Below are 23,042 nucleotides of genomic sequence, written 5' to 3' on the forward strand. Positions count from 1 at the left end.
ATTAGCTTTTAGAGCGTTTCATGGCGGTAAAGAACTCTTCGTTCGTTTTCGTCATGGCAAGCTTATCGATAAGGAACTCCATACCCGTCACTTCATCCATTGGATTAAGGATTTTGCGTAAGATCCACATTTTTTGTAGCTCTTCAGGTGTGGTCAGTTTCTCTTCACGACGAGTACCAGAGCGGTTGAAATCAATCGCTGGGAATACACGTTTTTCTGCTGCTTTACGCGACAGGTGAAGCTCTTGGTTACCTGTACCTTTAAATTCTTCGTAGATCACTTCGTCCATTTTCGAACCCGTATCAACCAACGCTGTCGCGATAATGGTTAAGCTGCCACCATGTTCGATGTTACGTGCCGCGCCGAAGAAGCGCTTTGGACGATGCAGTGCGTTAGCGTCAACACCACCGGTAAGTACCTTACCTGATGATGGGATCACTGTGTTGTAAGCACGTGCTAGGCGGGTAATCGAATCGAGTAAGATCACCACGTCTTTTTTATGTTCAACTAAACGCTTGGCTTTTTCGATAACCATTTCGGCCACTTGTACGTGACGACTTGCTGGTTCATCGAAGGTAGAAGCGATAACTTCACCTTTTACCATGCGTTGCATTTCGGTCACTTCTTCAGGGCGCTCATCAATCAGTAGTACCATCAACACTACTTCAGGGTTGTTGTAGGCAATGCTTTGGGCCATGTTTTGTAGTAGTAGTGTTTTACCGGCTTTTGGCGGCGCCACGATCAAACCACGCTGACCTTTACCAATTGGTGAGCACAAATCTAAAATTCGCGAGGTAATATCTTCAGTTGAACCATTACCACGCTCCATACGCATACGCTCTTCAGCATGCAGTGGGGTAAGGTTTTCAAACAGGATTTTATTACGAGAGTTTTCAGGCTTGTCGAAGTTAACTTCGGTGACTTTCAATAAGGCAAAATAACGTTCGCCCTCTTTTGGTGGACGAATCTTACCAAAGATGGTGTCACCGGTGCGCATGTTGAAACGGCGAATTTGGCTGGGTGAAACATAGATATCGTCTGGGCCAGCGAGATATGAGCCGTCAGCACTACGAAGGAAGCCAAAACCATCTTGCAGAATCTCTAAAACACCACCACCGAAAATATCTTCGCCGCTTTTTGCGTGGGCTTTAAGGATTGCGAAAATGATGTCCTGCTTGCGAGCGCGGGCCATATTTTCTAGCTTCATGTCTTGGGCGAGTTGTACTAAATCTGAAATCGGTGTGTCTTTTAATTCTGATAAATTCATCTTGGTGGGTCTTGTTCTTACGTGACAATGCTATCTTTGATCAATGAATGTACAACATATTAAGAATATCGATCGAATAGCAAGAAGTGGGTTAGTTAGAATGAGTCTGGTTATTAAAGTAGCACTAACAAGGCTAGGCGTCTAGAAATTTAGCGAATCCCGACACAATTACTTTTGTAAGCTGTGTCGAGAGTCACTTTCTGCGATCAAAATGTCATAGAGATCGGGATATTACAGCTGTGCGTCGATAAACTCTTTAAGTTGAGTCTTAGACAATGCGCCCACTTTTGTGTCGGCTAGCTCACCGTTTTTGAAGATAAGTAAAGTAGGGATACCACGTACGCCATACTTAGCAGGTGAAGCATTGTTTTGGTCAACGTTTAGCTTGGCGATAGTTACCTTGCCTTCGTACTCTTCTGCTACGTCATCTAGGATTGGGGCGATCATCTTACAAGGACCACACCATTCAGCCCAGAAATCCACCACTACAGGGATGTCAGACTTAAGTACGTCGTTTTCGAAGCTGTCGTCGCTTAAGGTAATAATTTTATCGCTCATGATGTTCTCCAGTTGAGGTGCCATTACTGGTTTGTTAATGGCTTAAGCTGTATATTGGGTCTGAAATCAGCTTTTCAAGATTTTTTTAGCGGCTTTCAGAGCTGTTTTTTCATTAGCCGCTATTTCAAACGATTAAGTTCCTTATTGCAACCCTAACTGGTATGCTTGCGCTATGAGCGAAACACATTTAACAAATACAAAGTTTGCCGACTTTACTCTGCATCCAGAGATACAACAGGCACTAATCGAAAGCGGTTTTGAATATTGCACGCCAATCCAAGCATTATCATTACCAATTTTACTCCAGCATAAAGATATTGCGGGTCAAGCACAGACAGGCACAGGTAAAACCTTAGCCTTTTTGGTCGCCACCTTTAACCACTTATTGACCACTCCAGCTCCTGAAGGACGTGAGATCAATCAGCCTCGTGCGATTGTGATGGCGCCGACACGCGAACTAGCGATTCAAATTGCCAAAGATGCCAACTTGCTGGCCAAGCACACCGGGCTAAAAGTCGGGATTGTTTTTGGTGGTGAAAGCTACGACGTTCAGCGTAAGGTGCTTGATAAAGGCGTCGACATCTTAATTGGTACCACTGGGCGTATCATCGATTACGTTCGCCAAGGGGTACTCAATGTCAGCTCGATTCAGGCAGTGGTGCTCGATGAAGCCGATCGCATGTTTGACTTAGGCTTTATTAAAGATATTCGTTTCCTATTTAGACGTATGCCAGACGCCAAATCGCGCCTGAATATGTTGTTCTCGGCGACGCTGTCGATGAAGGTGCAAGAGCTGGCTTATGATCATATGAATGATCCCGAGAAAGTGGAAATTGCCCCAAGCGAAAAAACCTCAAAAAATATTACTGAAGAAATTTTCTATCCTTCACAGGAAGAGAAGATGCGTCTGTTGCTGACGCTGATTGAAGAAGATTGGCCAGATAAAGCCATTGTCTTCTCTAACACCAAGCACAGCTGCGAGAATATCTGGGCCCACTTAGAAGGTGACGGACATCGTGTTGGACTGCTAACGGGTGATGTGCCACAGAAGAAGCGTATTCGTATCTTAGAAGATTTTACCCAAGGTAAGTTGGATATCTTGGTAGCCACCGATGTAGCTGCACGTGGTCTGCATATTTCTGACGTATCTCATGTATATAATTACGATCTTCCCGATGATTGCGAAGACTATGTACACCGTATTGGTCGTACGGGACGTGCGGGTCAAAAAGGGAAGTCGATCAGTTTTGCCTGTGAAGAGTATGCCCTCAACTTACCGGCGATCGAGAGTTATATTCAGCACTCTATTCCTGTCACTAATTACGACAGTGAAGCCTTGCTGAGTGATTTACCGCCGCCTGTACGCATTCATCGTAAGCACACCACGCGTCCCGCTGGCCGCCCTGGTAGTGGCAAACCACAAGGTGCACGTCCTGGCGCACGCCCAAGACGTCACGATAGGACGCGTAGACACAGCTAAATGAAGCGCGCTGGCTTAGGGCCTAAGTATGCGGCCATTACCTTAGGATCAAATAGTTTTAATATGCTGGTGGCGCAAACCGTCGCCGGCAGCCCTAAAGTGGTGGCAAAATATAAGCGCAAGGTGCGCCTTGCCGAAGGCATTGGCCCTGATGGCGTATTAAGCCCCGAGGTGTTTACCCGTGGGCTTGACTGCCTAAAGATGTTTTCACAGATGCTCGATAAAGAGGGCATTAGCCGCGACCATATTACCGTTATTGCCACCGCGACACTGCGCAGCATCAATAATGCCAGCGCATTTTGCCAAGCGGCGCTGCCTATTTTAGGTCAACCGATTGAGATTATTTCGGGGCTGCGTGAAGCGGAATTGATCTATCAAGGCATGGTTGCGACTACCACCACAGAGGGTCGCCGATTGGTGATCGACATTGGTGGTGCCAGCACTGAGTTTATTATTGGTGATGGCGACAAAGTGCTCCTCAAAACCAGCCTTTCTATGGGCTGCGTTACGTTTAAGCAACTGTTTTTCACTCAATTTCCATTTCAGCTGGCAGACTTTGATTCTGCACAGGCACAGGTCGTTAACCTGTTGGGTGATTATCGTGCTCAACTGCTTCAGCTTAGTTGGCATAGTGTGGTTGGCGCATCGGGTACAGTGCAATCAATCGTTGAACTACTCAACGCGCGTGGCCTGTCTGCAACCATCACTCCTGCGATATTGTTGCAATTACGCGATGAAGTGCTAGGTCAAACCGATGTTAGCATGCTGCAGATTGCAGGCTTACATCCTGAGCGAGCCCCCACTTTTGCCGCAGGATTATCGATTTTACTGGGCTTATTTAATGTGCTGCATATTGAGTCGTTAAATTTGTCGGGCGGTGCGCTGCGTGAAGGCGTATTACTACAATTATCTCGGCGAATTGCAGCTACATCTGCTGCATAATCACGTCTTTATTGTCCACATATATCTGCGATTAACCCACAGTTGCAGCCCCAGAGCGTCTCATTAAGCAAGAGCTCCCGCTTAATTTGCATGCAACAAGTTAGCACTGGATTAGTTAACATGACTGCACAAAAAAAGCCGCTAATGCGGCTTTCTTATGAGTCATGGCTAACGGCCTAGTTGAGGATGTTGGCCAGATCGACTTCTAGTGAGGTCTGTGGACGCTCAACAATGCGGCCAATCTCTTCACCTTGCTGTTTGACGATAAAGGTCGGAATACGGCTAAATTCGTACTGCGCCGCTAAGCCTTCGCTATCTTGTTTGCTGCGATCCACCCCTATGTAGGTCACCTTGACGTTGGGATTGTTCAACTGCTCTATGATGCGAATAAAGCGCGGTGTTTCGCGGTGACAATCAGGGCACCAAGTGCCAATAATAACGACAATTTCAGTCGGCTCAGTGATCGCTTTTAATGGTTCGATGGCTGCTGTATCGACTTGATAAGTTTGGTAACCTTCGCCAAATTCGCTAAGTTCGGTCACTAAGGTTTGTGCTGGAACGATACCGGTTAGAATCACTTCTTGTTTCTCCTCACTGCAAGTGGCAATAAAGCCTTCTTGCTTGCCTTCAAAGGCGCAACCGCCATTAGCCAATACCTGAGTGCTAAAAAATAGCGCCGTAGTGGCGAGTAAGGCTGCAATATTATTGGTCATGATAATTCCTCAGGGACGATAAGCACTAGATTCATTTAACCCTATTCAATCATCTAAATCGGTTAGCGAGTAGTGCTTATTATCTTAGCTGTTAACTGGGTCACGGCTGGGATTCAATTAATGATACCTAGGTCTCATCTCATTTCAGACGGATCATGTTAGACAGCTCCTGAGAAGGATAAATTAGGCTTTTATCAAGCGACTTAGATCGGCAGGGCGGTAGTAAACTGATTTTAGCACCTTGCCTTGGCGCACGACTTTACCTGCCATATCAACATCTTTAGCACATTTAGCTATGATGAAGTCGCCTTTCTTGCTACCGATAATGTCAACACCCTGTTTAGCATAATGAGCGACGGTTTCTGCTAACTCTTGTTCATTACGGCACACCTTACTCATGTTGCTCGAGTGCACTTCATCCCAGCAGCGCACAAAATCGATATCACGATTATTGGCCACATGCAGCAGCAGATCGATAAGGTAGCTGATAGCAATACAGTCGTTAACCTGTTTGGCACCCATATGCACCAGACGCCCCATCAATACATAAACAGAGTCGACAATCGCATCGGCTTGTTCTATGCGGCAATCGGCTTCAGCTAGCTCGGTCAGCTCTTCAATCGCTAAAGAGGTGTGTAATGTATCCGCTTTATCGTCGAGGCTGCTGGTATCTTCAATGGGCAGATCGAAGGTAGAGCGGAACTGGTGAATATCGCGATAAAGGTGATCATAAAGCGGTTGCTGTAGTGCGGTTAATTTCATCAAACTGGCCTTGGAACATAACGATTAATGGCGCAATTCTAATTTAATGGTGCGGTAATTGAAAGTCGTGGTCGCAGCTCAAGCTAGCGATGCCGAGATAAAAAAGACCGCCCGACGAAAGGGTCGCGTTGTCGGGCGGGAGCAATGAAAGCGGGGGGATAAACTATGGCAAATTAAGAACGAGTGGGTGATGCATACTTGGCGGTGAGTTGTTCAAGGTAGGGTTGCACCTCTTTATCGCCCCAATCTAAATAACCGCGCAAAAAACCGATGAGGTTACCTTCGCCATCAAACACATAGGTAGCAGGCACTACATCTGCTGGAAGCATCTTATCGATCTGCTGCTGTGGATCGATCAACGTAGGGTAGTCTCCTAAGTTATGGCGGGTTAAAAATGCGGCCACTTGCTCGTATTGCTCATCGATAGACAGTGGCAGTACCACTAACTTATTGGTGTGATTATCGCGCCGGATCTTGTCCATCATCGGGATCTCTTTAATGCAGGGGGCGCACCAAGTGGCCCACAGGTTAACCAGTACCAGATTGCCGCGATAATCGCTCAGCTTAACCTTGGCCCCCTCAAGCGTTTCAAAAGGGACTTCACTGACTTTGCGCGCGTGTTGCATCTCGATAAAGCGCGACATGATCATGGGTTTAGGTAAGTTATCACCAGTGGCGTACACCTTTTCATTTGGCATGGCCCCCTGCGATTGTCCCATGGTGAGTAGCATTGATAAGCCGATGATAACCAGCAGTTGTTTAGTCATGATGCGTATCCATATTACTAATTTTAGAGGAAGATGTTGTCGATTGATGTTGCTTGAATCCCCATGCCGCCACCAATAGCAATAACCCCAGCGGAAACAGATACAGCACTAAAGTTCCTACGGAAAATGTTGGCATATAGCGGATCTGCTGGCCGTAACGGGCCACCATAAAATCGATGATCTCGCTTTTACGTTTGCCTTGTTCTAACTGCAGAAAAATTTCTGCTTTGAGCTCATTGGCTATCTTAGTTTGCGAGTCCAACAGGTTTTGATTGGCCGACATGGGACAGCGTAGCGACTTAGCGATATCAAATCCCAGGGCTTTTATTTCGGCTTGCGAGTAGACAGGGGCTGGCGTTGATGCTGGCAAGGATGACGGCGTTGTAGCGTTGGCCGAAAATACGCTTAATCCTAGCCATAACAGGCAGTTGAATGTGACAAGTCGGCAAAGTGTGAGCTTAGACTTCATCACAGCCCTCCATTATGTACTGACGGCGCACCAAGGCGATGCCCTGCGCTGTGAGGGTTACGCGCAGCGCTGGGAGTTGCTGGGCGGCGTAGCAGGCAGATACCGGCCACCATCATCATTAAGGCTCCTATCCAAATCCAATTGACCAAAGGTTTATAACTGATCCGCACAAGGTATTCGCTGTCGCTGAGCGGCGTCCCCATGGAGATGTAGATGTCGCCAAACAAACTGCGATGGATCCCCGCTGCCGAGAGTTGCATGCCGTTGGTGTTAAAGGTCTGTCGCTGTGGGTAAATATAAGCAAACACTTGCCCCTTGGCATCGCTAACCTGAATTTTGGCCTGAATCGCACTGTAGCTTGGATATTCAACCTGCTCAGTTGCTTCATAAACAAAGGTGTACCCCGCGACGACTTTACCTTGTCCCGGGCCCATTCGCAGTAACTCTTCCTGCTCAAAATGAGACACAGTGGTTGCGCCTAAAATACTCACTGCCACGGCCAAATGGGCCAGGCACATGGCGTTAAAATGCTGGGTTCTGCCAGTACTGGGCGCTCGGTGACCATAGTGCAACCGCACCGCCGCCACGATGCAGATAATCAACCATAGAGCAGAAAAACTGCCGCAAATAAAGTAGCCGCTAAGCTGGGGTAACGCTATCAGGTTCAGTAGCAACGCCAGCCCGAATGCCAGCCCAGCATACAGGCCTAATTGCATAAACACCTTGGGCTGTGCCTGTTGCCAGCGCACCAGCGGCGCTGCGCCCATTAGCAGGCAAATCAATACCAGCAACGGAATAAACAGACTGTTGAAGTAGGGCGCGCCAACGGAAATGCTTTGCTGGGTAAGGACTTCATACAGCAACGGGTAACAGGTGCCAAGTAAGATGGAAAGAGCTGCAACGAGAAGGATAAGATTGCCCAGCATCATCAGGCTTTCTTTGCTGTGCAGGCTATAGCGGCTAGTTTTGAGTAATGACGGCGCGCGGTAGGCAAACAGGGTAAAGCCCCCAGCCGAAAATAATATCAGTAGAGTCAAAATCGACACGCCTCGGCTCGGATCGGCGGCAAAGGCATGGACCGATTGCACCACCCCTGAGCGCACTAAGAAGGTGCCCAGTAGGCAGATGGCAAAGCCTAACAAACAAGTGAATAGGGTCGAAGCATAAAAATCATCTCGTTTACTGCTCAATATGAGTGCATGCATCATGGCGGTGGCCACTAACCAAGGAATAAATGAGGCGTTTTCGACTGGGTCCCAAAACCACCACCCTCCCCAACCTAGCTCGTTATAGGCCCACCATGAGCCAAAGGCGTTGCCACCAGTGAGTGCTACCCAAGTTAAAATAGCCCATGGACGGATGCGCTTGCAGTGGGCTTGAATGTTAGCTTGGGTATCGAGTAGCGCGGCCACGGCCGCAGCAAAACAGACCGTCAGCCCCACATAGCCGACAAACAGCAGTGGCGGATGCAATATTAGCCCAATGTCTTGCAGTATAGGGTTTAGGTCGCGTCCCTCGAGCGGGATGTTGGGCAGCAAGCGTGCAAACGGGTTAGAGGTAAACAGTAAGAAGAGTAAGAAACCGCACATGATGGCGGCGAGAATGGCGCAAAGGCTGCGCATAAAGGCATTGTTAGCTTTGTGCTGGTTGACGATATAACTGCTCCACAGAGCGGTGGCGGTTATCCAAAATAGCATTGAGCCTTCATGACCGCCCCATACCGCCGCCACCTTATAGATGCTGGCTAATTGGGTGTTGGAATGGTTGGCCACGTAAGCGACCGAAAAATCGTTAGTAATAAACAGATAGCCCAAAATAACAATTGCCCCCAGTAGGGCAACAGTATTGAGATGAATTAATAAGCTGGTGAGTGTATGGGTTTGTGGTTCACCGCTGCTGCTTTTAAATAGTGGTAACGCTGCGATGAGTAAACACATTACTGTTGCAATAATAAGTAGTAATAACCCAATTTCTGCCGCCATAGTTCCACCGATGATATTAATTATTTGCGTGTCTGCATTTATTAATCGATAGCGTTAACTTTGCTTATATAGATAAATAGAGACTGTGTTAAATGCACAGTAAATTAATGGCGCAAGCGTTTCTGTGAGCTTAAGCAAGTAAAAACAATCCATCCTATTCGCTGAATATTTTTGAAAAATAAATCTTTATTTTGAGGTGTTTTTACATCTAAAAGAGTTCAATTCATATCTAAAAAACAGATTTCAACATCACGTTAAAGTGTTGTTTTTAATTGTCTTTTGCTGTTTTTACAACTGTTGATAGATAATGGCGCAGGAGGTGTGCGCTAGCTCATGTTTTTAATGGTTTTTATGTGAAGAATACTGAACTTGCTCAGTTGTATAAGTCGTTCGGTTAACGGTTGTTTTTATTAAATCCAACAGATGGTTGTGTAATGGATGAGCAATTAAATGTTGGTTATAGCAATACAAAATAAAATAAAATTTAGGAGTGAATGATGAGACGATGGAAACACAAGGTAGCCTTAAGCGTGCTATTTTGTTTCGGTGCCATTGCTAATGTTAACGCTGCTGGTGGTAAATATAACAGCGTACCAGAAATGGGCAAAACCGCGCAAAATGCGATTGCTAACTATCAAGGTACAGAACAAAAGAATGGTGTGAAAACACTGCAAGATTACGTGGTTCAAGAAGCAGAGCTATTTGACTTCTTATTTGAGAACCACCCCATGTTTAAATACCATGAAGCCGGTAATTTAGTCGGCGAATATCACATTAGTGACCGTGGTGAAGAATATTTAGATACAGGTCACAGCCCTAAATATAGCGCCAGAGTCGGTACGCCGCGTGCGGTGCAGTACCGCTTAGGGGCTAAATCGATTCTTGACTATCCTAATAACTTTGTCGGCCCCGAAAAATGTGCCGAATGTCATGCAACCCAATATGAAAAGTGGCAGCGTTCTCGTCATGCTAAAACAATTCGTTTCCCTGGTGAGCACCCAGAAGTGGGTAACGACATCGAACAAACCATGTATCAGACTAAGGATACCTCCATCTTGCCAGATGGTATTACCCCTGATGCGATTTATGCCACAGTGGGTACGCCCCGCACCAAATATGGCTTTATCGACTCTTGGCTAGTCCGCGGTACTTATCATATCGAAGGCGGTTTACTTAAAGATGGTACCGGTAAGATGATTGCCGGTGGTAACCAGTTCTCTCGTGGTTGGGCGGAATGGCTCACCCCAGAAATGGCTCAAAAAATCAATGCAGTTATCCCTGAATTCCCCACCACAATGGAAGAGTTCGGTGCCAGTGGTTCGCATCAGTGGGGCATGAGCTCTTACGGCGCTAAGTACCGTAAAGAGTTATTGTTCCAACCAGCGAGTTCATACTGTGAAGTGTGCCACACCTTCAAGTTCGACTTCCAAAGCAAGCAAGAGTTCTTTGATGCCTTGGGCGATCCGAAGAAACTGCAAGAGCACACGATTAGCCGCGGTATCGCGTGTGAAGAGTGTCATGGCGCAGGCGGTCACTTAGATGGTGGTACCGGTGGTATGGAGTCAAACTGTGAGCGTTGTCATCAACGTTTCCAATATGACGAGACCTTGGCCGATACACCGCAAGCTCAAGAGAAGCGTGAGTATGCCTTTGGCGTGAAAATGAAGTCACTTTGTCCTTCATGTGGTACCGAAGGGTCGCAAATGTACAACTCTGCTCACTATGAAAAAGGCATGCGCTGTACTACTTGTCATGATCCACACGAAGTCACCGATGGTGATTGGAAGTCGGATATCACTAAGCCTAAGCTGAAAACAGATTGTAAGGATTGCCATGAAGCGCAAACCCTAATCGCTAGCAATACCGATACCCATAGCGAACAAACGTGTCAAAGCTGTCACATGCCTAACATGGGCAGTTGTGAAAACTTCAAAGCGATTCAATTCCCAGACCAAGCCGGTTTCGACGCCGTGCGTAAGTCACACATGTGGAAAATTGACGTCAACCCAACGCGTAAAACTCTTAACCCACCAGAAGGCCAGTCGCGTGTTGCAGGTCCTGAAGGGGCGAAAGGTTGGACAGTGGCGAAAAATGAAGAGGGTCGTTCATACCTTGACTTAATGTGGACCTGTGCTCGTACCTCAATTTCCGACCACGACGTGGTTGAAAACAAAGGTTGTCATAGTCAGTTCCAGTCAGAGCTAGAAACTGGTCTGCATTATGAAGATCAGATGGAGATCTACGGTGAAGTGATGAAGTGGCAGAAGCCAATCAAAGAGGTGTTCACCCAAGTCGAACAAGCTTTGGTTCGCATCGATCAGTTACTCGAAGTCACTAAGCTATCAACTGAAGACAAGACTCAAGTGCTTATGCTCGCAGAGAAAGCACAAGAGGCAGTTGATTTGATTAAGAAAGATGGCTCTTGGGGTGTGCATGGCTTCCGTTATAGCCAAAAACGTCTCGATGCAGCACTGACCTATGTAACACAAGCGCAAAACATTTTAGACGGCAGCGGCTATTCGGCTAAAGCTCACTAAAAGGGATTGCTAACGGACCTAGGCATGGGGGACTGATAACCCTTTGTGCCTGGGTCAATAGGAGCAAGCATATGAAACAATGCGTTGGAATGATCTTAGCGGCCATGATAGCAAGCGGTATCGCCCCTTGTTATGCCGGAGGGGGCGGGGAGATGGCGCCTGCGACCTACCATGAGATCAAGCTCAACACCATCAGCCTGCTGGAAGCCGAGAGCTTACTCAAGCAAGGGGGAGTGTATTTCTTTGATGTGAATACTTTAGAGCTTTGGGCTGAAGGGTTTATTCCTGGGGCAGTGTACTTCAACGTCGACAACTGGAAGGCGTTACTGCCTAAAGAGAAAGATGCCGTCATGGTGTTTTACTGTGCCAATCGTCTCTGTAATGCCAGCGAAATCGCGGCGCGAGAAGTGATGAAGCTAGGGTACACCCAAGTGAGGCAGATGCACGATGGCATCTATGGCTGGCGCCTATCGGGTCGAGCCACTGAAAAACCATAACAATAAGATTTTTATCCATTTGACATTCATTCGAGCAATAACGTTTAGAGAGAATCAATATGAAAACGATCACCAAGAAGTCTTTATCGCTGACCACTTTATCCCTACTTTGCGGTTTCTCGTTGATGGCCTCGGCCAGTGAAGTGAGCCAAGAAGTGAATGATGCCTCTTATGCCATGGGGGCGTCGGTTGGCCATTATATCTCCGGCAAAATTTACAATCAGACTGAGCTTGGCGCCGAGATCCATATCGACACTGTCATCCAAGGGATGATTGATGCGCTTAAGGGCGAGGGCAAGATGTCAGACGAGGAGATCTTGACCCATTTAAATACGCGAGCCGAGCTGCTCAACACTATTCGAGACCAGCGTATCGAAGATCTGTCGATTAAAAATATCGCTGCCGGCAGCGCGTATCTTGCCACCAATAAAACCAACCCAGGTGTTACGGTGACCGACTCGGGCCTGCAATATGAAGTCATCACCTTAGGCACTGGGCGTAAACCGCTAGAGTCCGATGTGGTTACCGTGCATTACAAAGGGCAACTGGTCGACGGCACCGTTTTTGATAGCTCTTATGATCGCAATGAACCCAATCGTTTTGCCTTAATGTCGGTTATCGATGGCTGGAAAGAGGGCATCGCTCTCATGCCTGAAGGCTCCACTTTTCGTTTGACCATTCCATCGGATCTTGCTTATGGCAAAGAGGTGGTGGGCATTATTCCGCCTAGCTCAACCCTGATATTTGATGTGGAGCTGGTCAAAGTCGAAGAGCCCGGTGAAAACGCCAAAGGCATGGGGCTAAGCGGTATGGGCATGGGTGGCATGATGGGCTCTGGTCACTAAGTTTACTCACCAGCAGTAGGGATGGTTATGAATAGTCTGGTTATTGCCATAGTGGTTACGTTAATGAGTTTCATCGCTCCTTTATGGATACTTCATCTCCGAGCCATAAAAAACGTTGACACTAGAGACCTCAAGTCTGCCACCTTGACACGGGATGGCTGGAAAATTCCCAGTGCTATGACGGCTACCCTGCTGCTGGTTCCCCTATTAATTTACAGTCAACTTGGTCGTTTTAATGAGTGGGATAAGGGCTTTATCGATGAAAACATCGACTACCTTATTGCCGCCGATATTAATAAAAATGCCCAAGCCGCCAGTGAAACACCAAGCAATAAAATTGCTTTACTCAACTTAGCCTACGCCTATACAGAGGGCGGGTTATACCGTGAGTCGGTCGTCACACTGGACAAATTACTGGCAATAGAGACAGACGCTGAAGTGCTCGGCATGAAAGCCAATGCGCTCTATTACCGTGATGGTCGAGACATGAGCGAAGAGGTGGCCGATGCCATCTCTCAAGCCCTAGCACTCGATCCGAATGAAGTTCAATCTCTGCTACTAATGGCGACTCACGCTTACTTGAATAGGGACTTTCAGCAAGCGATCGTCTATTGGCAACAGTTATTGAATAGCGACAACCCAAGTATTAACCGAGCATCAATTAACAATGCGATTTTGAAAGCTGAGCAGAAAATAGCTAACCGTATCGTGACTGCATCTGAGTAAAAGAGTCACCTAAAAATCAGGTTAAAACAGGTGGGCATCAATGCCGACCGATGGAGGATGCTGTGAGTGAAAATATAGAGAGACGGAGGTTCCTTAAATGCTTGGGAGCCAGCTCTTTGATACTGGGGCCCTTAGGGTGTTCATCTGTCAAAGAGGAAAACGCCAATAGCAACAAACCGCATTACGTGATGGTGTTCGATCAAAATAAATGTGTGGGTTGTGGCGATTGTAAAGTGGCCTGTAATACGGCCAATAACTTGCCCGAGGGGCAATCTCGTTTACTGCTAGAGCAGCAGTCAGGCCACGTTGAGGGGCAAAAATGTCCTCATTGCGGTAAGACCGACTGTGGTTGTGAACGTAAATATGTACGTGTGTCGTGCCAGCAATGCCAAAACGCGCCTTGTGTTTCGGTGTGTCCTACGGGCGCTGCGCATCGCGATCCTGCCACGGGCATCGTCACTATGGATGCCAGTAAGTGTGCGGGCTGTAAATACTGTATTGCGGCGTGTCCTTACAATGCGCGTTACATCAATGAGGCCACAGATGTCGCCGACAACTGTGATTTTTGTTTAAACAGCAAATTGGCGAAGGGCGAGTTACCAGCTTGTGTGCAACAGTGTCGATACGACGCATTGATCTTTGGCGATATCAATGACCCTAACTCTTATGTGAGTCGGTTATTGGCGGTAAAAGACTCTGTTCGTATCAAGTCGCATTTCGGTACTGAACCCAGTTTACGATACATACCTGTAGTGAAATTGGGAGTATAGCTATGGACGGAACACTTGAATTTACCATCGGGCTGTCTGAAGGCGTCGCCTGGCCATGGCCCATTGCCGTATACCTGTTTTTTGCAGGTATTTCGGGTGGGGCGTTAGCGGTAGCCTTGTTTATTCGGTTTTATAAACAACAAACCATCAATACCCCTTTTTTGAAGGCCTCGGCGCTGGTGTCGTTTGTTACTATCGCCTTGGGGATGCTGTGTCTGGTACTGGACTTAACTAATCCGCTGTTTTTCTGGCGCATATTGGTTTACTACAACCTTAACTCGGTGATGTCGGTCGGGGTGATTGCGCTGACAGCTTATATTCCGCTGGTGGCTGTGATCGCCCTGTTTGCCTTGGAAGAAGAGATTAAGCAGATCCCATTGCTACGTCCACTGTTACCCATTATCGACAAGTTACGCGCCTGGCGCCGTCCTTGTGAGGCATTGGTATTGGTGCTGGCATTGGCGGTATGTGCTTACACTGGCTTTTTGATCTCGGCGTTGATCCGCTTTCCGATCATTAATACTTCGGTATTACCGGCGCTGTTTGTGGCATCGGGATTATCGGCCGGTGCGGCGGCGGCTAAGATGTTGGCCGTGAGCCTATTTAAGGAAGATAGACACAGCCAAGATATGCAGATTTTGCACGGTGCAGAGTGGCCGATTATGTTTGCTGAGGCGCTGTTCCTGTTCATGATCATTATGTCGTTGATGACAGGCAACGCTGGCGCACAGAGTGCGTTTGAAGCCTTTCAATCGGGCACGTGGGCGGTGGTCTTCTGGTTAGGTGTTGTCGGCGTGGGCTTCGGTGGTCCGCTGCTGCTTAACTTCGCCACTGGTAAGCAATTTAGCCATTCATCACAGGCATTTTACCTCTCGGGTTTATGCGCGGTGAGCGGCATGATGTGCTTGCGTATGTTTATTCTGTATGCGGGGCAAAACTTCGCAATTTAACTGTTCGTTCAAGCCTCATCTCGCGGCCGCGAGGTGAGGCATTGAATCGCCACTCTGGCATCGCCATTAAGGAGTCGATATGGCCATCAGAACCCCATTGTTAGTGATATTACTGTCGTTGTTGACCTTCGGCTGCGACACCGCACCTGCTAATGCCGGTCATGAGCACGCCAAGGCCATCGGTGAGCATGAACGCTGCCATATGTGTGGCATGATGATTAAGAAATACCCCGGCCCTAAGGGAGAGTTGCTGCTCAGCGGCGGCGAGATTAACCCGAGTTTCTGTTCAACGCGGGACATGTTTATGTTTGCCCTGCAGCCGGAAAATCAGCGCAAAATTAGTCAAGCATATGTTCATGATATGGCGGTAACTGATTGGGACCATCCAGACGACAGCGCCTTTATTGACGCGACTCAGGCGTGGTATGTCTATGGCACCAGTCGTAAAGCGGTAATGGGCAGCGCCGTGGCGCCTTTTTCAACCCAAGCGGCCGCCGAAGAATTTGCCCGTAAATATGGCGGCGCGATATTCAGTTATGAGCAGATCACCTTGCCCTTGTTAACGGCAGAATAAGTTGAGCCTGCAGCAATGAGAGCCCGGCAGTGGTGCACTGTGACGCTATTGATGCCTTTAATGAGCATGGGCTTAGTGTTGAGCCTAAGCAGCATGGCGCTTAGCGCCAGTGAGATAGATGTCGCTAACACAAGGTGCACGGCAGCGGTTAAGCAGCAAGATACGGCGCCGAATGGGGCGACTATCGAGGTCAGTGATGGTGCTGAACTGACGCAGCAGTTAGCACAGGCAGCAGCGGGGAGCCATATTGTGTTGCAACCTGGCATCTATTCGGGGCAATTTGTTATCGATAAAAGCCTGTATCTCAAAGGATCACCCGGTGCGATTATCGAGGCGCAGCAGCAAGGATCGGCGCTGACGATTAACGCCGCTAATGTGACTATTAATGGCCTTACCATTCGTCAGTGGGGCGATGACCTGTACCAAAAAGATGCCGCCATTTTACTGCATGCTGGCAGCGATGATGTTCAGCTGCTGAATAATCAATTGCATGGCCAAGGCTTTGGTATTTATGCCCAGCGGCTGCAGCAGTTGACCATTTGCGGCAATCGCATCACCGGTGACAGCTACACCTTTAAGTTAGATCGCGGTGATGGCGTCCATCTGCAGCGAGTGGATAGCGCTTTGATCAGCGACAATCAGATCCAGCAAGTCAGAGATGGTATCTATTTAGAGTCGGGTAAGGGCAGCCAAGTGTATGGCAATCAGATGAGTGACATGCAATATGGCATTCATTACATGTATACCCAGCAAGACCGCGCCATGGACAACCAGGCCAGCCGCGTCGATGGCGGCTATGCGTTGATGAACTCCACCGATATTCACCTTGCCCATAATCAAGTCACCCATGCCAAAGAGTTTGGCGTATTGCTTAATATGACCAATGGCGCCTTGGTTGAGGCTAATAGAATGGCCTATATCAGCGCGCCTGATGCAGTTAAAGGCGATCTGTTTTCCGAAGGTAAGGGCATTTTTATCTATGGTGCCCGCGATAACCGCATTAAGGATAATCATATAGCCAATAATGATGTCGGCATTGCCATGGCGCTGGGCGGTGAGAGTAATCAAGTGTCCCTCAACCGCTTTATTGATAACAGCACTCAGGTGCGTTACGTAGGGGAGCAGAGCGTCGAGTGGAGCGAGCAACAGCGGGGCAATTATTGGAGTGACTATCGTGGCTGGGATCTCAATGGGGATGGCGTGGGCGACAGTATGCATCTGCCAAACGATCGTCTCGATCGATTGTTTTGGCTCTATCCCGAGGCGAGTTTTTTAATGGCCAGTCCTATAGTCACACTGCTTAAGTGGCTCGATAACCAAATACAGGCGGTCGACGCCAGTGGTGTTATCGACCGTTACCCTTTGATGGAAAATAGCGCGGCGACGCACACGAGGGGCACATTATGAGTGTCAATAACTTAGTAGTACAACTTGAAGGCGTTGGGCATCAGTTTGCCGAACTACGCGCCCTTAATCAGATTAATCTTAGCTTGCCCAGTGGGATGACAATGGCGCTACTGGGCCATAACGGTGCGGGTAAGTCGACCTTAATCAAGGTGATATTAGGCCTGTTGCCCCCAGATACTGGCCGGGTCGAAGTGTTGGGGCAGAGGTTAATGCCAGGGCATAAACCTAGCAACGTGGGGTATTTGCCAGAAAATATAAATTTTTATGACAAGTTAACCGGGTTGGAAATTTTACGTTATTTTGCCGCTCTCAAAGGGGAGAGTCATCAGCGGGTCGCGCAGTTAATTGAGGAGTTCGGCCTAGGTTATGCCCAGCATAAATTGGTTAAGGGTTACTCTAAGGGGATGAAGCAGCGGCTGGGCTTTGCGCAAGCGATTTTGGCTTCACCACAGTTATTACTACTCGATGAGCCGACGGTGGGCTTAGATCCGCAAGCATCGAATTTTCTCTACCAAAAAGTGGCCCAATTAAAGCGCCAAGGTTGCGCGGTGATCATCTGTACCCATGAGCTTAATTTAGTGGAGTCGCAGCTGGATGTGGCGATGATGTTAGGTCGCGGTCAATGCTTGGCGTATGGCACGTTTGCCGAGCTGGCAAAGGCGAGTCCGTTGCTGGTTAAAATTGAACTCGACGGGGTAGCGTCGCTGCTGGCGGCGCACCCCTATTTACAGCCGTTTTATCGCCAAGGTGCGCTGCGCTGCGCCCAGTCTGAGCAGCCCGCGCTAGTTAAGTACTTAACCACTAAATGCCAGCGTTTTGATTTCACCTTACATTTGCCTGGGCTGGCCGAGATTTATCATCACAACATGGCGCAGATGCAGCACTGCTCAGAGCAAGGTTTAGGTTTCGTTGCCGAGCCCGTATTGCAACCAATGGGAGTATAAATGATGTCGATAATCGGTGGGGCGATCTGGCGCCAGCCTATGATGATCATCGCTGCAAAAGAGTTTAAAGACAGCTTGCGTAATCGTTGGGTGGCGGTAATTTTTGGCTTGTTTTTTCTGCTGTCCTTCAGTGTTACATTTGCTGGTAGCGCAGTGTCTGGCACCTTAGCGTTCCCATCGCTGGTGAGTGTTATCGCCAGCTTATCCACCATAGCGGTGGCTATTATCCCTTTGGCGGCCATCTTACTTTGCTACGATGCATTTGTTGGTGAAGATGAGTCGGGAACCATGCTGTTACTGCTCAGCTATCCACTGACTAAAATGGATATTTTCTTAGGTAAATTACTGGCCCATAGCGGTATTATGTTGGCCGCCATCGTGAGCAGTTTTACCATGAGCGCGATCATTTTGTGCTGTTTTGGGCAAGATTATCAATGGCTGCAAACCTTGTGGGTGTTTGGCCAGTTTATTGCCAGCAGCAGTTTATTAGCCCTGACGTTTATTTTGCTAAGCTATGTGGTCAGTCTGCGGGCCACAGAAAAGGCCAAAGCGGTCGGCATACTATTATCGTTGTGGTTCGCTTTAGTGTTAATTTATGATTTACTGTTATTGGCGTTGCTGGTGGCCGATTTAGGGCCAAGAGTACAATGGCTAGTGCAACTGTTAATGGCATTAAATCCGACCGATATCTACCGGGCTATCAATCAGCTTGCCACCCATGCACCTATGGGCAGCTTACCTTTATTGAGTCAATTTCAGGGGGGCGAGTTGTGGTTATATGGACTGATGTTGTTGTGGACGGGGTTGTTAGCTTGGCTGACCCTGCGCACCTTTGAGCGTAAGGCCATTTAGTTTGTCAGCCGAAAGGCTTGATATTCGATTTTAAAGCCATCACACTCTCGCAGCATTAAGCCTTGATGATGGCGACTTTAGACGTGAATCGCATTTATTTCACATTATCGGTACATATCGCACTTAATGTTAAAAAAAATGAGTAATTTATCACAGTAAACCAGTCGGGCTTTTACTAAAATTTTTAATGATAATAATAAGATATTCCTAATTTTGCTATTTGGAATGATAGAGGTGCTAGGTGGTGAAAATTACTCCATATCTGGAGTTCGATGGTGAAGCGCAACAATTATATGACCGTGCAACGGCGACCACGATCCATCTGACGTTTTCCGAGTCGGCGATTTTGGCCCATTTGCTGTCGGTCCCTGATGCGATATGCGATAAGGATCTGCTGCTGCAGGTGGGTTGGCCAGACCGTGTGGTTGCCGCAACCTCATTGACACAATGCGTCAGCACGTTGCGTAAGAAGCTCGAACCCTATCCAGAAATTCAATTAAAAACCGTGGCCAGACGTGGCTATCAGCTGCATGTATCGGCTAAATCCCACGTTACCATGTTGGCGGTCAACGATGCCGAATCGATTAAGCATGCGCTGATTGATGTTTCCCTAATGGTCAAAATTGGTGGCATTGTAGTGCTGCTAGCCTTAGTCGCGGCCTTTTGGTACAACAGCGACTACCATCAAGTGGTCAAGCAGGCTGGCCATTGGCGCGCCGACAAAACCCTCGATATTAACCTTGGCGGTAAAACCAGCCCATTAACCCTGATTTATCCCCATGGCGAAACTCAACTGCATCCGTCGATGTGGCAAAAACATATCGCGCCTGAGACCAATCATATCGACGCTATGCAAGATTTTAAGGGATTCGCCCTTACCGACGGTAATCATTATTCCTTAGCGATTTGCCCTCCCGATGAGCAGGGCCATTGCATGGGCGATCATCTGATCAACTTAACCGCCACAGGGCAAGTGCCCGCCGGCCTCAATATGGTTAAGTTTAATGAGCTCAGCGAAATGATGGAGAATCGTATTCGCTACAATCGCATCTTAATCCCTTCGGGCGACTCAGATGGCGATGAGTTGGTGGAGCATCATTATCACGGTGATATCTATTTTCCGGTGGCTAATGAGTTGTTAGTGCGCGCGGATATGAGTATCTCCATGGTGTATGATCAGCCGCTGAGTGGCAAATTTTACTCCAGTGCCTGCATTACCGATCAAGATTGTTTAACCACCCCGATTAAGTATCAAGTGCGCGGCGTGTTTGAGCAGTATCGCCAGCACATTGGCGAGCTCGAGGTGGATGTGTTTCATGTGAAGGTGCTGCAAAAAGATTTGATTAAACCTGAGGTGGTAAGCTCATCTGCGATGCATTTTTACCGTGAGATCCGCAAGCACAATATTCGTGACGAAGAGCTGTTTTATTATCGTATCTATAATGATCAAGGTTCAGCCGTGTGGGTGGTGCCGCTATTAGGCAACTTAGTCACCTGGACCAAATATGAGAAAGTCTCGCTGTAGTGGGTGAAGCGTGGCAGTAAGGCTGCGAATAACTAAGCTACAAAAAGGGCGCTATCTGTGGCAGTGGATGTTACTCCAACACTTACCGCAGATAACGCCCTTTTTACGCTATCAATAAGCCATTATATTGGTCGTGTTAATCACTTAATAAAAGCGAACGCATCGCCGTAAAGGTGCTCTTCTTCGACACCTATGTCACGGAACACTTCGCGCGCCGCACCTACCATATCAAATCGTCCTGCAATGTAGATGTCGTAGCCGCTTAGGCTGATAAAATCTTGTTTGATCTGTTCTAGCAAGTTGGCTTGCTTTCCCTGCCAGTTTGCCGGTGCTTGCTCGACTACGGGCACAAAATGCAACCAAGGGTGAGCCTGATGCCACTGCCGCGCGATGGTTTCAAAGTACATGGCGTCTTGATCGCGGCAGCCCCAATAGAGCATGGTTTCAACCGTTTGCCCCAAGGCAATCTGCTGCTCGACAATGCTCTTAATGTACGAAAAACCAGTGCCACCGGCGATCAGTAGGCGTGGACGAGCGCTATCGCTACGCAGGTGAGCGTTGCCACCGGGAGCTTCGATATCGATGTATTCGCTGTGTTGTAGTTTTTCGACCACTTGCATCGGGTAGCTTTCGCTGACGGCGGCGCCAATGTGCAGCTCGATATGTTTTGCACCAGGGGCCGATGCTATCGAGAAGGGGCGTTTGTCTTGCTCACCCATGACGACACAAAGGTATTGGCCAGCATTAAAGTCAAATTCAGTTTCAGGGGTCAAGGTGACCTGATAGACGGCATCATTAAAGGCGGTGACGTTTTCTACTTTACAGCGAATGGTGTTCATTTTGTTTCCTTCTAGACCTCTCTCTGGAGGTTTCTATCTCCTTCGAATAGTCGCTATCCAAGTTAACTATGCAATGGGTTAGAGTTTTCAGTTAATGTTGTGCACTGTAAGGCGGCCTAGGCTAGGCCGCTGTCGCAGCTCAATTATAGGGTTGGCGCATCATCGATGCCCAATTCGTCCCAAATCTTATCGACTTTCTGTTTGACCGCTTCATCCATGACAATGGGGGTGCCCCATTCACGATCGGTTTCGCCCGGCCACTTGTTGGTTGCATCCATGCCCATTTTCGAGCCTAGGCCTGCCACCGGAGAGGCAAAGTCGAGATAATCGATAGGGGTGTTATCTATCATCACAGTGTCGCGTTTAGGATCCATACGGGTGGTAATGGCCCATATGACATCGTTCCAATCGCGACAATTGACATCATCGTCGACCACCACAATAAATTTGGTATACATAAACTGACGCAAGAAAGACCAAGCGCCCATCATCACCCGTTTAGCATGCCCTGGATATTGCTTACGGATGGAGATCACCGCCATGCGATAAGAGCATCCTTCAGGTGGCAAGTAAAAGTCGGTGATCTCAGGGTATTGTTTACGCAAAATAGGCACAAAGACTTCATTCAGTGCAACCCCAAGCATGGCGGGCTCATCGGGCGGCCTGCCGGTATAGGTGCTATGGTAGATGGCGTCTTTTCTGTGGCTGATATGGGTGACGGTAAACACTGGAAACTCATCGGTTTCGTTGTAATAGCCGGTGTGATCGCCATAAGGACCTTCTTCGGCCATCTCGTCTGGGTCTATGTACCCCTCTAAGATAATTTCGCTGGTCGCCGGCACTTCAAGATCGCAACTAATGGCTTTACAGACTTCGGTGCGCTCACCCCGTAATAACCCGGCAAAGGCATATTCGCTCATGGAGTCCGGCACGGGGGTTACCGCCCCTAAAATAGTGACCGGATCGCTGCCCAGCGCCACCACCACAGGGTAGCGTTCGCCCGGGTGCTGCTGCTTAAAATCTTTAAAGTCGAGAGCGCCGCCGCGATGGTCAAGCCAGCGCATGATAAGCTTATTTTTACCCAGTAACTGTTGGCGATAGATCCCCAAATTTTGCCGTTTTTGGCGCGGCCCTTTGGTGATGGTGAGGCCCCAAGTGACCAGTGGCGCAACATCGCCAGGCCAGCAGTGCTGGATGGGCAGTTGAGTTAAATCGACATCATCGCCAGTTAGCACCACCTCTTGGCAGGGTGGGTTGCGTACGGTTTTAGGCGGCATGTTGAGTGCCTGCTTAAACATAGGGATTTTGGCTATCGCATCTTTAAAGCCGCGCGGCGGTTCAGGCTCTTTTAAAAAGGCGAGCAATTCACCCACATCACGCAGAGCCAATGGGTCTTCTTTACCTAGCGCCATGGCCACCCGTTTAGGTGTGCCAAATAAGTTGGCGAGTACCGGCATGGTTTTACCCACAGGATTTTCAAACAGGAGTGCCGGGCCTTTAGCGCGTAAGACGCGGTCGGCAATTTCTGTCATCTCTAGGTGTGGATCGACAGCATAGCTAATACGTTTAAGTTCACCGTTACGCTCGAGGTGATCGATGAAACTGCGTAAATCCTTAAAACTCATGTGGAAATACT

22 protein-coding genes are annotated in these 23,042 nt (G+C 48.2%); 13 read left to right on the forward strand and 9 right to left on the reverse strand.

Annotated features, from left to right (window positions below; genetic code table 11):
* Position 1 precedes the first annotated feature (1 nt).
* Both rho and trxA read right to left on the reverse strand, forming a co-directional pair.
* Positions 2-1,267 carry a transcription termination factor Rho gene (rho, locus tag AC5YBX_RS01615; RefSeq protein ID WP_475515622.1) on the reverse strand — a complete coding sequence of 422 codons (1,266 nt, stop codon included), beginning with the start codon at positions 1,265-1,267 and terminating at the stop codon, positions 2-4.
* Positions 1,268-1,498: 231 nt separating this feature from the next.
* Positions 1,499-1,825 (reverse strand): thioredoxin TrxA, encoded by a 327-nt coding sequence (gene trxA, locus AC5YBX_RS01620; RefSeq protein ID WP_110455649.1) that lies wholly within the window; start codon positions 1,823-1,825, stop codon positions 1,499-1,501.
* Positions 1,826-1,997: 172 nt separating this feature from the next.
* Here trxA and rhlB point away from each other — a divergent pair, with 172 nt between their 5' ends.
* Together rhlB and AC5YBX_RS01630 are read left to right on the forward strand one after the other, a co-directional pair.
* On the forward strand, positions 1,998-3,305 hold the full coding sequence (gene rhlB / locus AC5YBX_RS01625) for an ATP-dependent RNA helicase RhlB (protein WP_494520262.1): 1,308 nt from the start codon (positions 1,998-2,000) through the stop codon (positions 3,303-3,305).
* Entirely contained in the window at positions 3,306-4,247 is a 942-nt protein-coding gene (locus AC5YBX_RS01630) for a Ppx/GppA phosphatase family protein (protein WP_494520261.1), read from the forward strand.
* A gap of 176 nt (positions 4,248-4,423) precedes the next feature.
* Here AC5YBX_RS01630 and AC5YBX_RS01635 read toward each other — a convergent pair whose 3' ends face one another.
* The 5 genes from AC5YBX_RS01635 to AC5YBX_RS01655 all read right to left on the reverse strand — a co-directional run bounded on the left by AC5YBX_RS01635 (position 4,424) and on the right by AC5YBX_RS01655 (position 8,940).
* Positions 4,424-4,960: a thioredoxin family protein gene (locus AC5YBX_RS01635; RefSeq protein ID WP_494524263.1), complete on the reverse strand. Its 537-nt coding sequence runs from the start codon at positions 4,958-4,960 to the stop codon at positions 4,424-4,426.
* Positions 4,961-5,143: 183 nt separating this feature from the next.
* The gene (locus tag AC5YBX_RS01640) at positions 5,144-5,722 is read right to left on the reverse strand and encodes a nucleoside triphosphate pyrophosphohydrolase family protein (RefSeq protein ID WP_494520259.1); all 579 of its coding nucleotides are present in this window, start codon (positions 5,720-5,722) and stop codon (positions 5,144-5,146) included.
* 173 nt (positions 5,723-5,895) lie between these two features.
* Positions 5,896-6,489 carry a TlpA family protein disulfide reductase gene (locus AC5YBX_RS01645; protein WP_494524264.1) on the reverse strand — a complete coding sequence of 198 codons (594 nt, stop codon included), beginning with the start codon at positions 6,487-6,489 and terminating at the stop codon, positions 5,896-5,898.
* A complete protein-coding gene (locus AC5YBX_RS01650; protein WP_494520257.1) occupies positions 6,482-6,958 on the reverse strand; it encodes a cytochrome c-type biogenesis protein in 477 nt (158 codons plus the stop codon). Before AC5YBX_RS01650 ends, AC5YBX_RS01645 begins: the two co-directional genes overlap by 8 nt.
* On the reverse strand, positions 6,958-8,940 hold the full coding sequence (locus AC5YBX_RS01655) for a heme lyase CcmF/NrfE family subunit (RefSeq protein ID WP_494524265.1): 1,983 nt from the start codon (positions 8,938-8,940) through the stop codon (positions 6,958-6,960). Before AC5YBX_RS01655 ends, AC5YBX_RS01650 begins: the two co-directional genes overlap by 1 nt.
* 497 nt (positions 8,941-9,437) lie before the next feature.
* Here AC5YBX_RS01655 and AC5YBX_RS01660 point away from each other — a divergent pair, with 497 nt between their 5' ends.
* From AC5YBX_RS01660 to AC5YBX_RS01710, 11 genes are all read left to right on the forward strand, one after another.
* Entirely contained in the window at positions 9,438-11,477 is a 2,040-nt protein-coding gene (locus tag AC5YBX_RS01660) for a multiheme c-type cytochrome (RefSeq protein WP_494520255.1), read from the forward strand.
* A gap of 71 nt (positions 11,478-11,548) precedes the next feature.
* On the forward strand, positions 11,549-11,974 hold the full coding sequence (locus tag AC5YBX_RS01665; RefSeq protein ID WP_494520254.1) for a rhodanese-like domain-containing protein: 426 nt from the start codon (positions 11,549-11,551) through the stop codon (positions 11,972-11,974).
* 59 nt (positions 11,975-12,033) lie between these two features.
* Complete coding sequence (locus AC5YBX_RS01670) at positions 12,034-12,819, forward strand: FKBP-type peptidyl-prolyl cis-trans isomerase (RefSeq protein WP_494520253.1); 786 nt, start codon at positions 12,034-12,036, stop codon at positions 12,817-12,819.
* A gap of 27 nt (positions 12,820-12,846) precedes the next feature.
* Positions 12,847-13,545, forward strand: coding sequence for a tetratricopeptide repeat protein (locus AC5YBX_RS01675; protein ID WP_494520252.1), 699 nt, complete (start codon positions 12,847-12,849; stop codon positions 13,543-13,545).
* 62 nt (positions 13,546-13,607) lie between these two features.
* Complete coding sequence (locus AC5YBX_RS01680) at positions 13,608-14,315, forward strand: 4Fe-4S dicluster domain-containing protein (RefSeq protein ID WP_494520251.1); 708 nt, start codon at positions 13,608-13,610, stop codon at positions 14,313-14,315.
* Between the two features lie 2 nt (positions 14,316-14,317).
* Positions 14,318-15,265 carry an NrfD/PsrC family molybdoenzyme membrane anchor subunit gene (nrfD, locus tag AC5YBX_RS01685; RefSeq protein WP_475515634.1) on the forward strand — a complete coding sequence of 316 codons (948 nt, stop codon included), beginning with the start codon at positions 14,318-14,320 and terminating at the stop codon, positions 15,263-15,265.
* A 79-nt stretch (positions 15,266-15,344) separates the two neighbouring features.
* Positions 15,345-15,839 carry a nitrous oxide reductase accessory protein NosL gene (locus tag AC5YBX_RS01690; protein ID WP_494524266.1) on the forward strand — a complete coding sequence of 165 codons (495 nt, stop codon included), beginning with the start codon at positions 15,345-15,347 and terminating at the stop codon, positions 15,837-15,839.
* A gap of 60 nt (positions 15,840-15,899) precedes the next feature.
* Entirely contained in the window at positions 15,900-17,246 is a 1,347-nt protein-coding gene (gene nosD / locus AC5YBX_RS01695; RefSeq protein WP_494524267.1) for a nitrous oxide reductase family maturation protein NosD, read from the forward strand.
* On the forward strand, positions 17,243-18,190 hold the full coding sequence (locus AC5YBX_RS01700; protein WP_494524268.1) for an ABC transporter ATP-binding protein: 948 nt from the start codon (positions 17,243-17,245) through the stop codon (positions 18,188-18,190). The genes nosD and AC5YBX_RS01700 overlap by 4 nt, the downstream gene beginning before the upstream one ends.
* A complete protein-coding gene (locus AC5YBX_RS01705) occupies positions 18,191-19,042 on the forward strand; it encodes an ABC transporter permease (protein WP_494520247.1) in 852 nt (283 codons plus the stop codon).
* Between the two features lie 241 nt (positions 19,043-19,283).
* A complete protein-coding gene (locus AC5YBX_RS01710) occupies positions 19,284-20,567 on the forward strand; it encodes a winged helix-turn-helix domain-containing protein (RefSeq protein WP_475515639.1) in 1,284 nt (427 codons plus the stop codon).
* 140 nt (positions 20,568-20,707) lie between these two features.
* Here the strand turns inward: AC5YBX_RS01710 and fre are convergent, their stop codons facing one another.
* Both fre and ubiD read right to left on the reverse strand, forming a co-directional pair.
* Positions 20,708-21,406: an NAD(P)H-flavin reductase gene (gene fre, locus AC5YBX_RS01715; RefSeq protein ID WP_494520246.1), complete on the reverse strand. Its 699-nt coding sequence runs from the start codon at positions 21,404-21,406 to the stop codon at positions 20,708-20,710.
* Positions 21,407-21,549: 143 nt separating this feature from the next.
* Complete coding sequence (gene ubiD, locus AC5YBX_RS01720) at positions 21,550-23,031, reverse strand: 4-hydroxy-3-polyprenylbenzoate decarboxylase (RefSeq protein ID WP_494520245.1); 1,482 nt, start codon at positions 23,029-23,031, stop codon at positions 21,550-21,552.
* Positions 23,032-23,042: the final 11 nt, after the last annotated feature.

It is taken from the genome of Shewanella sp. 492 (assembly GCF_059338445.1).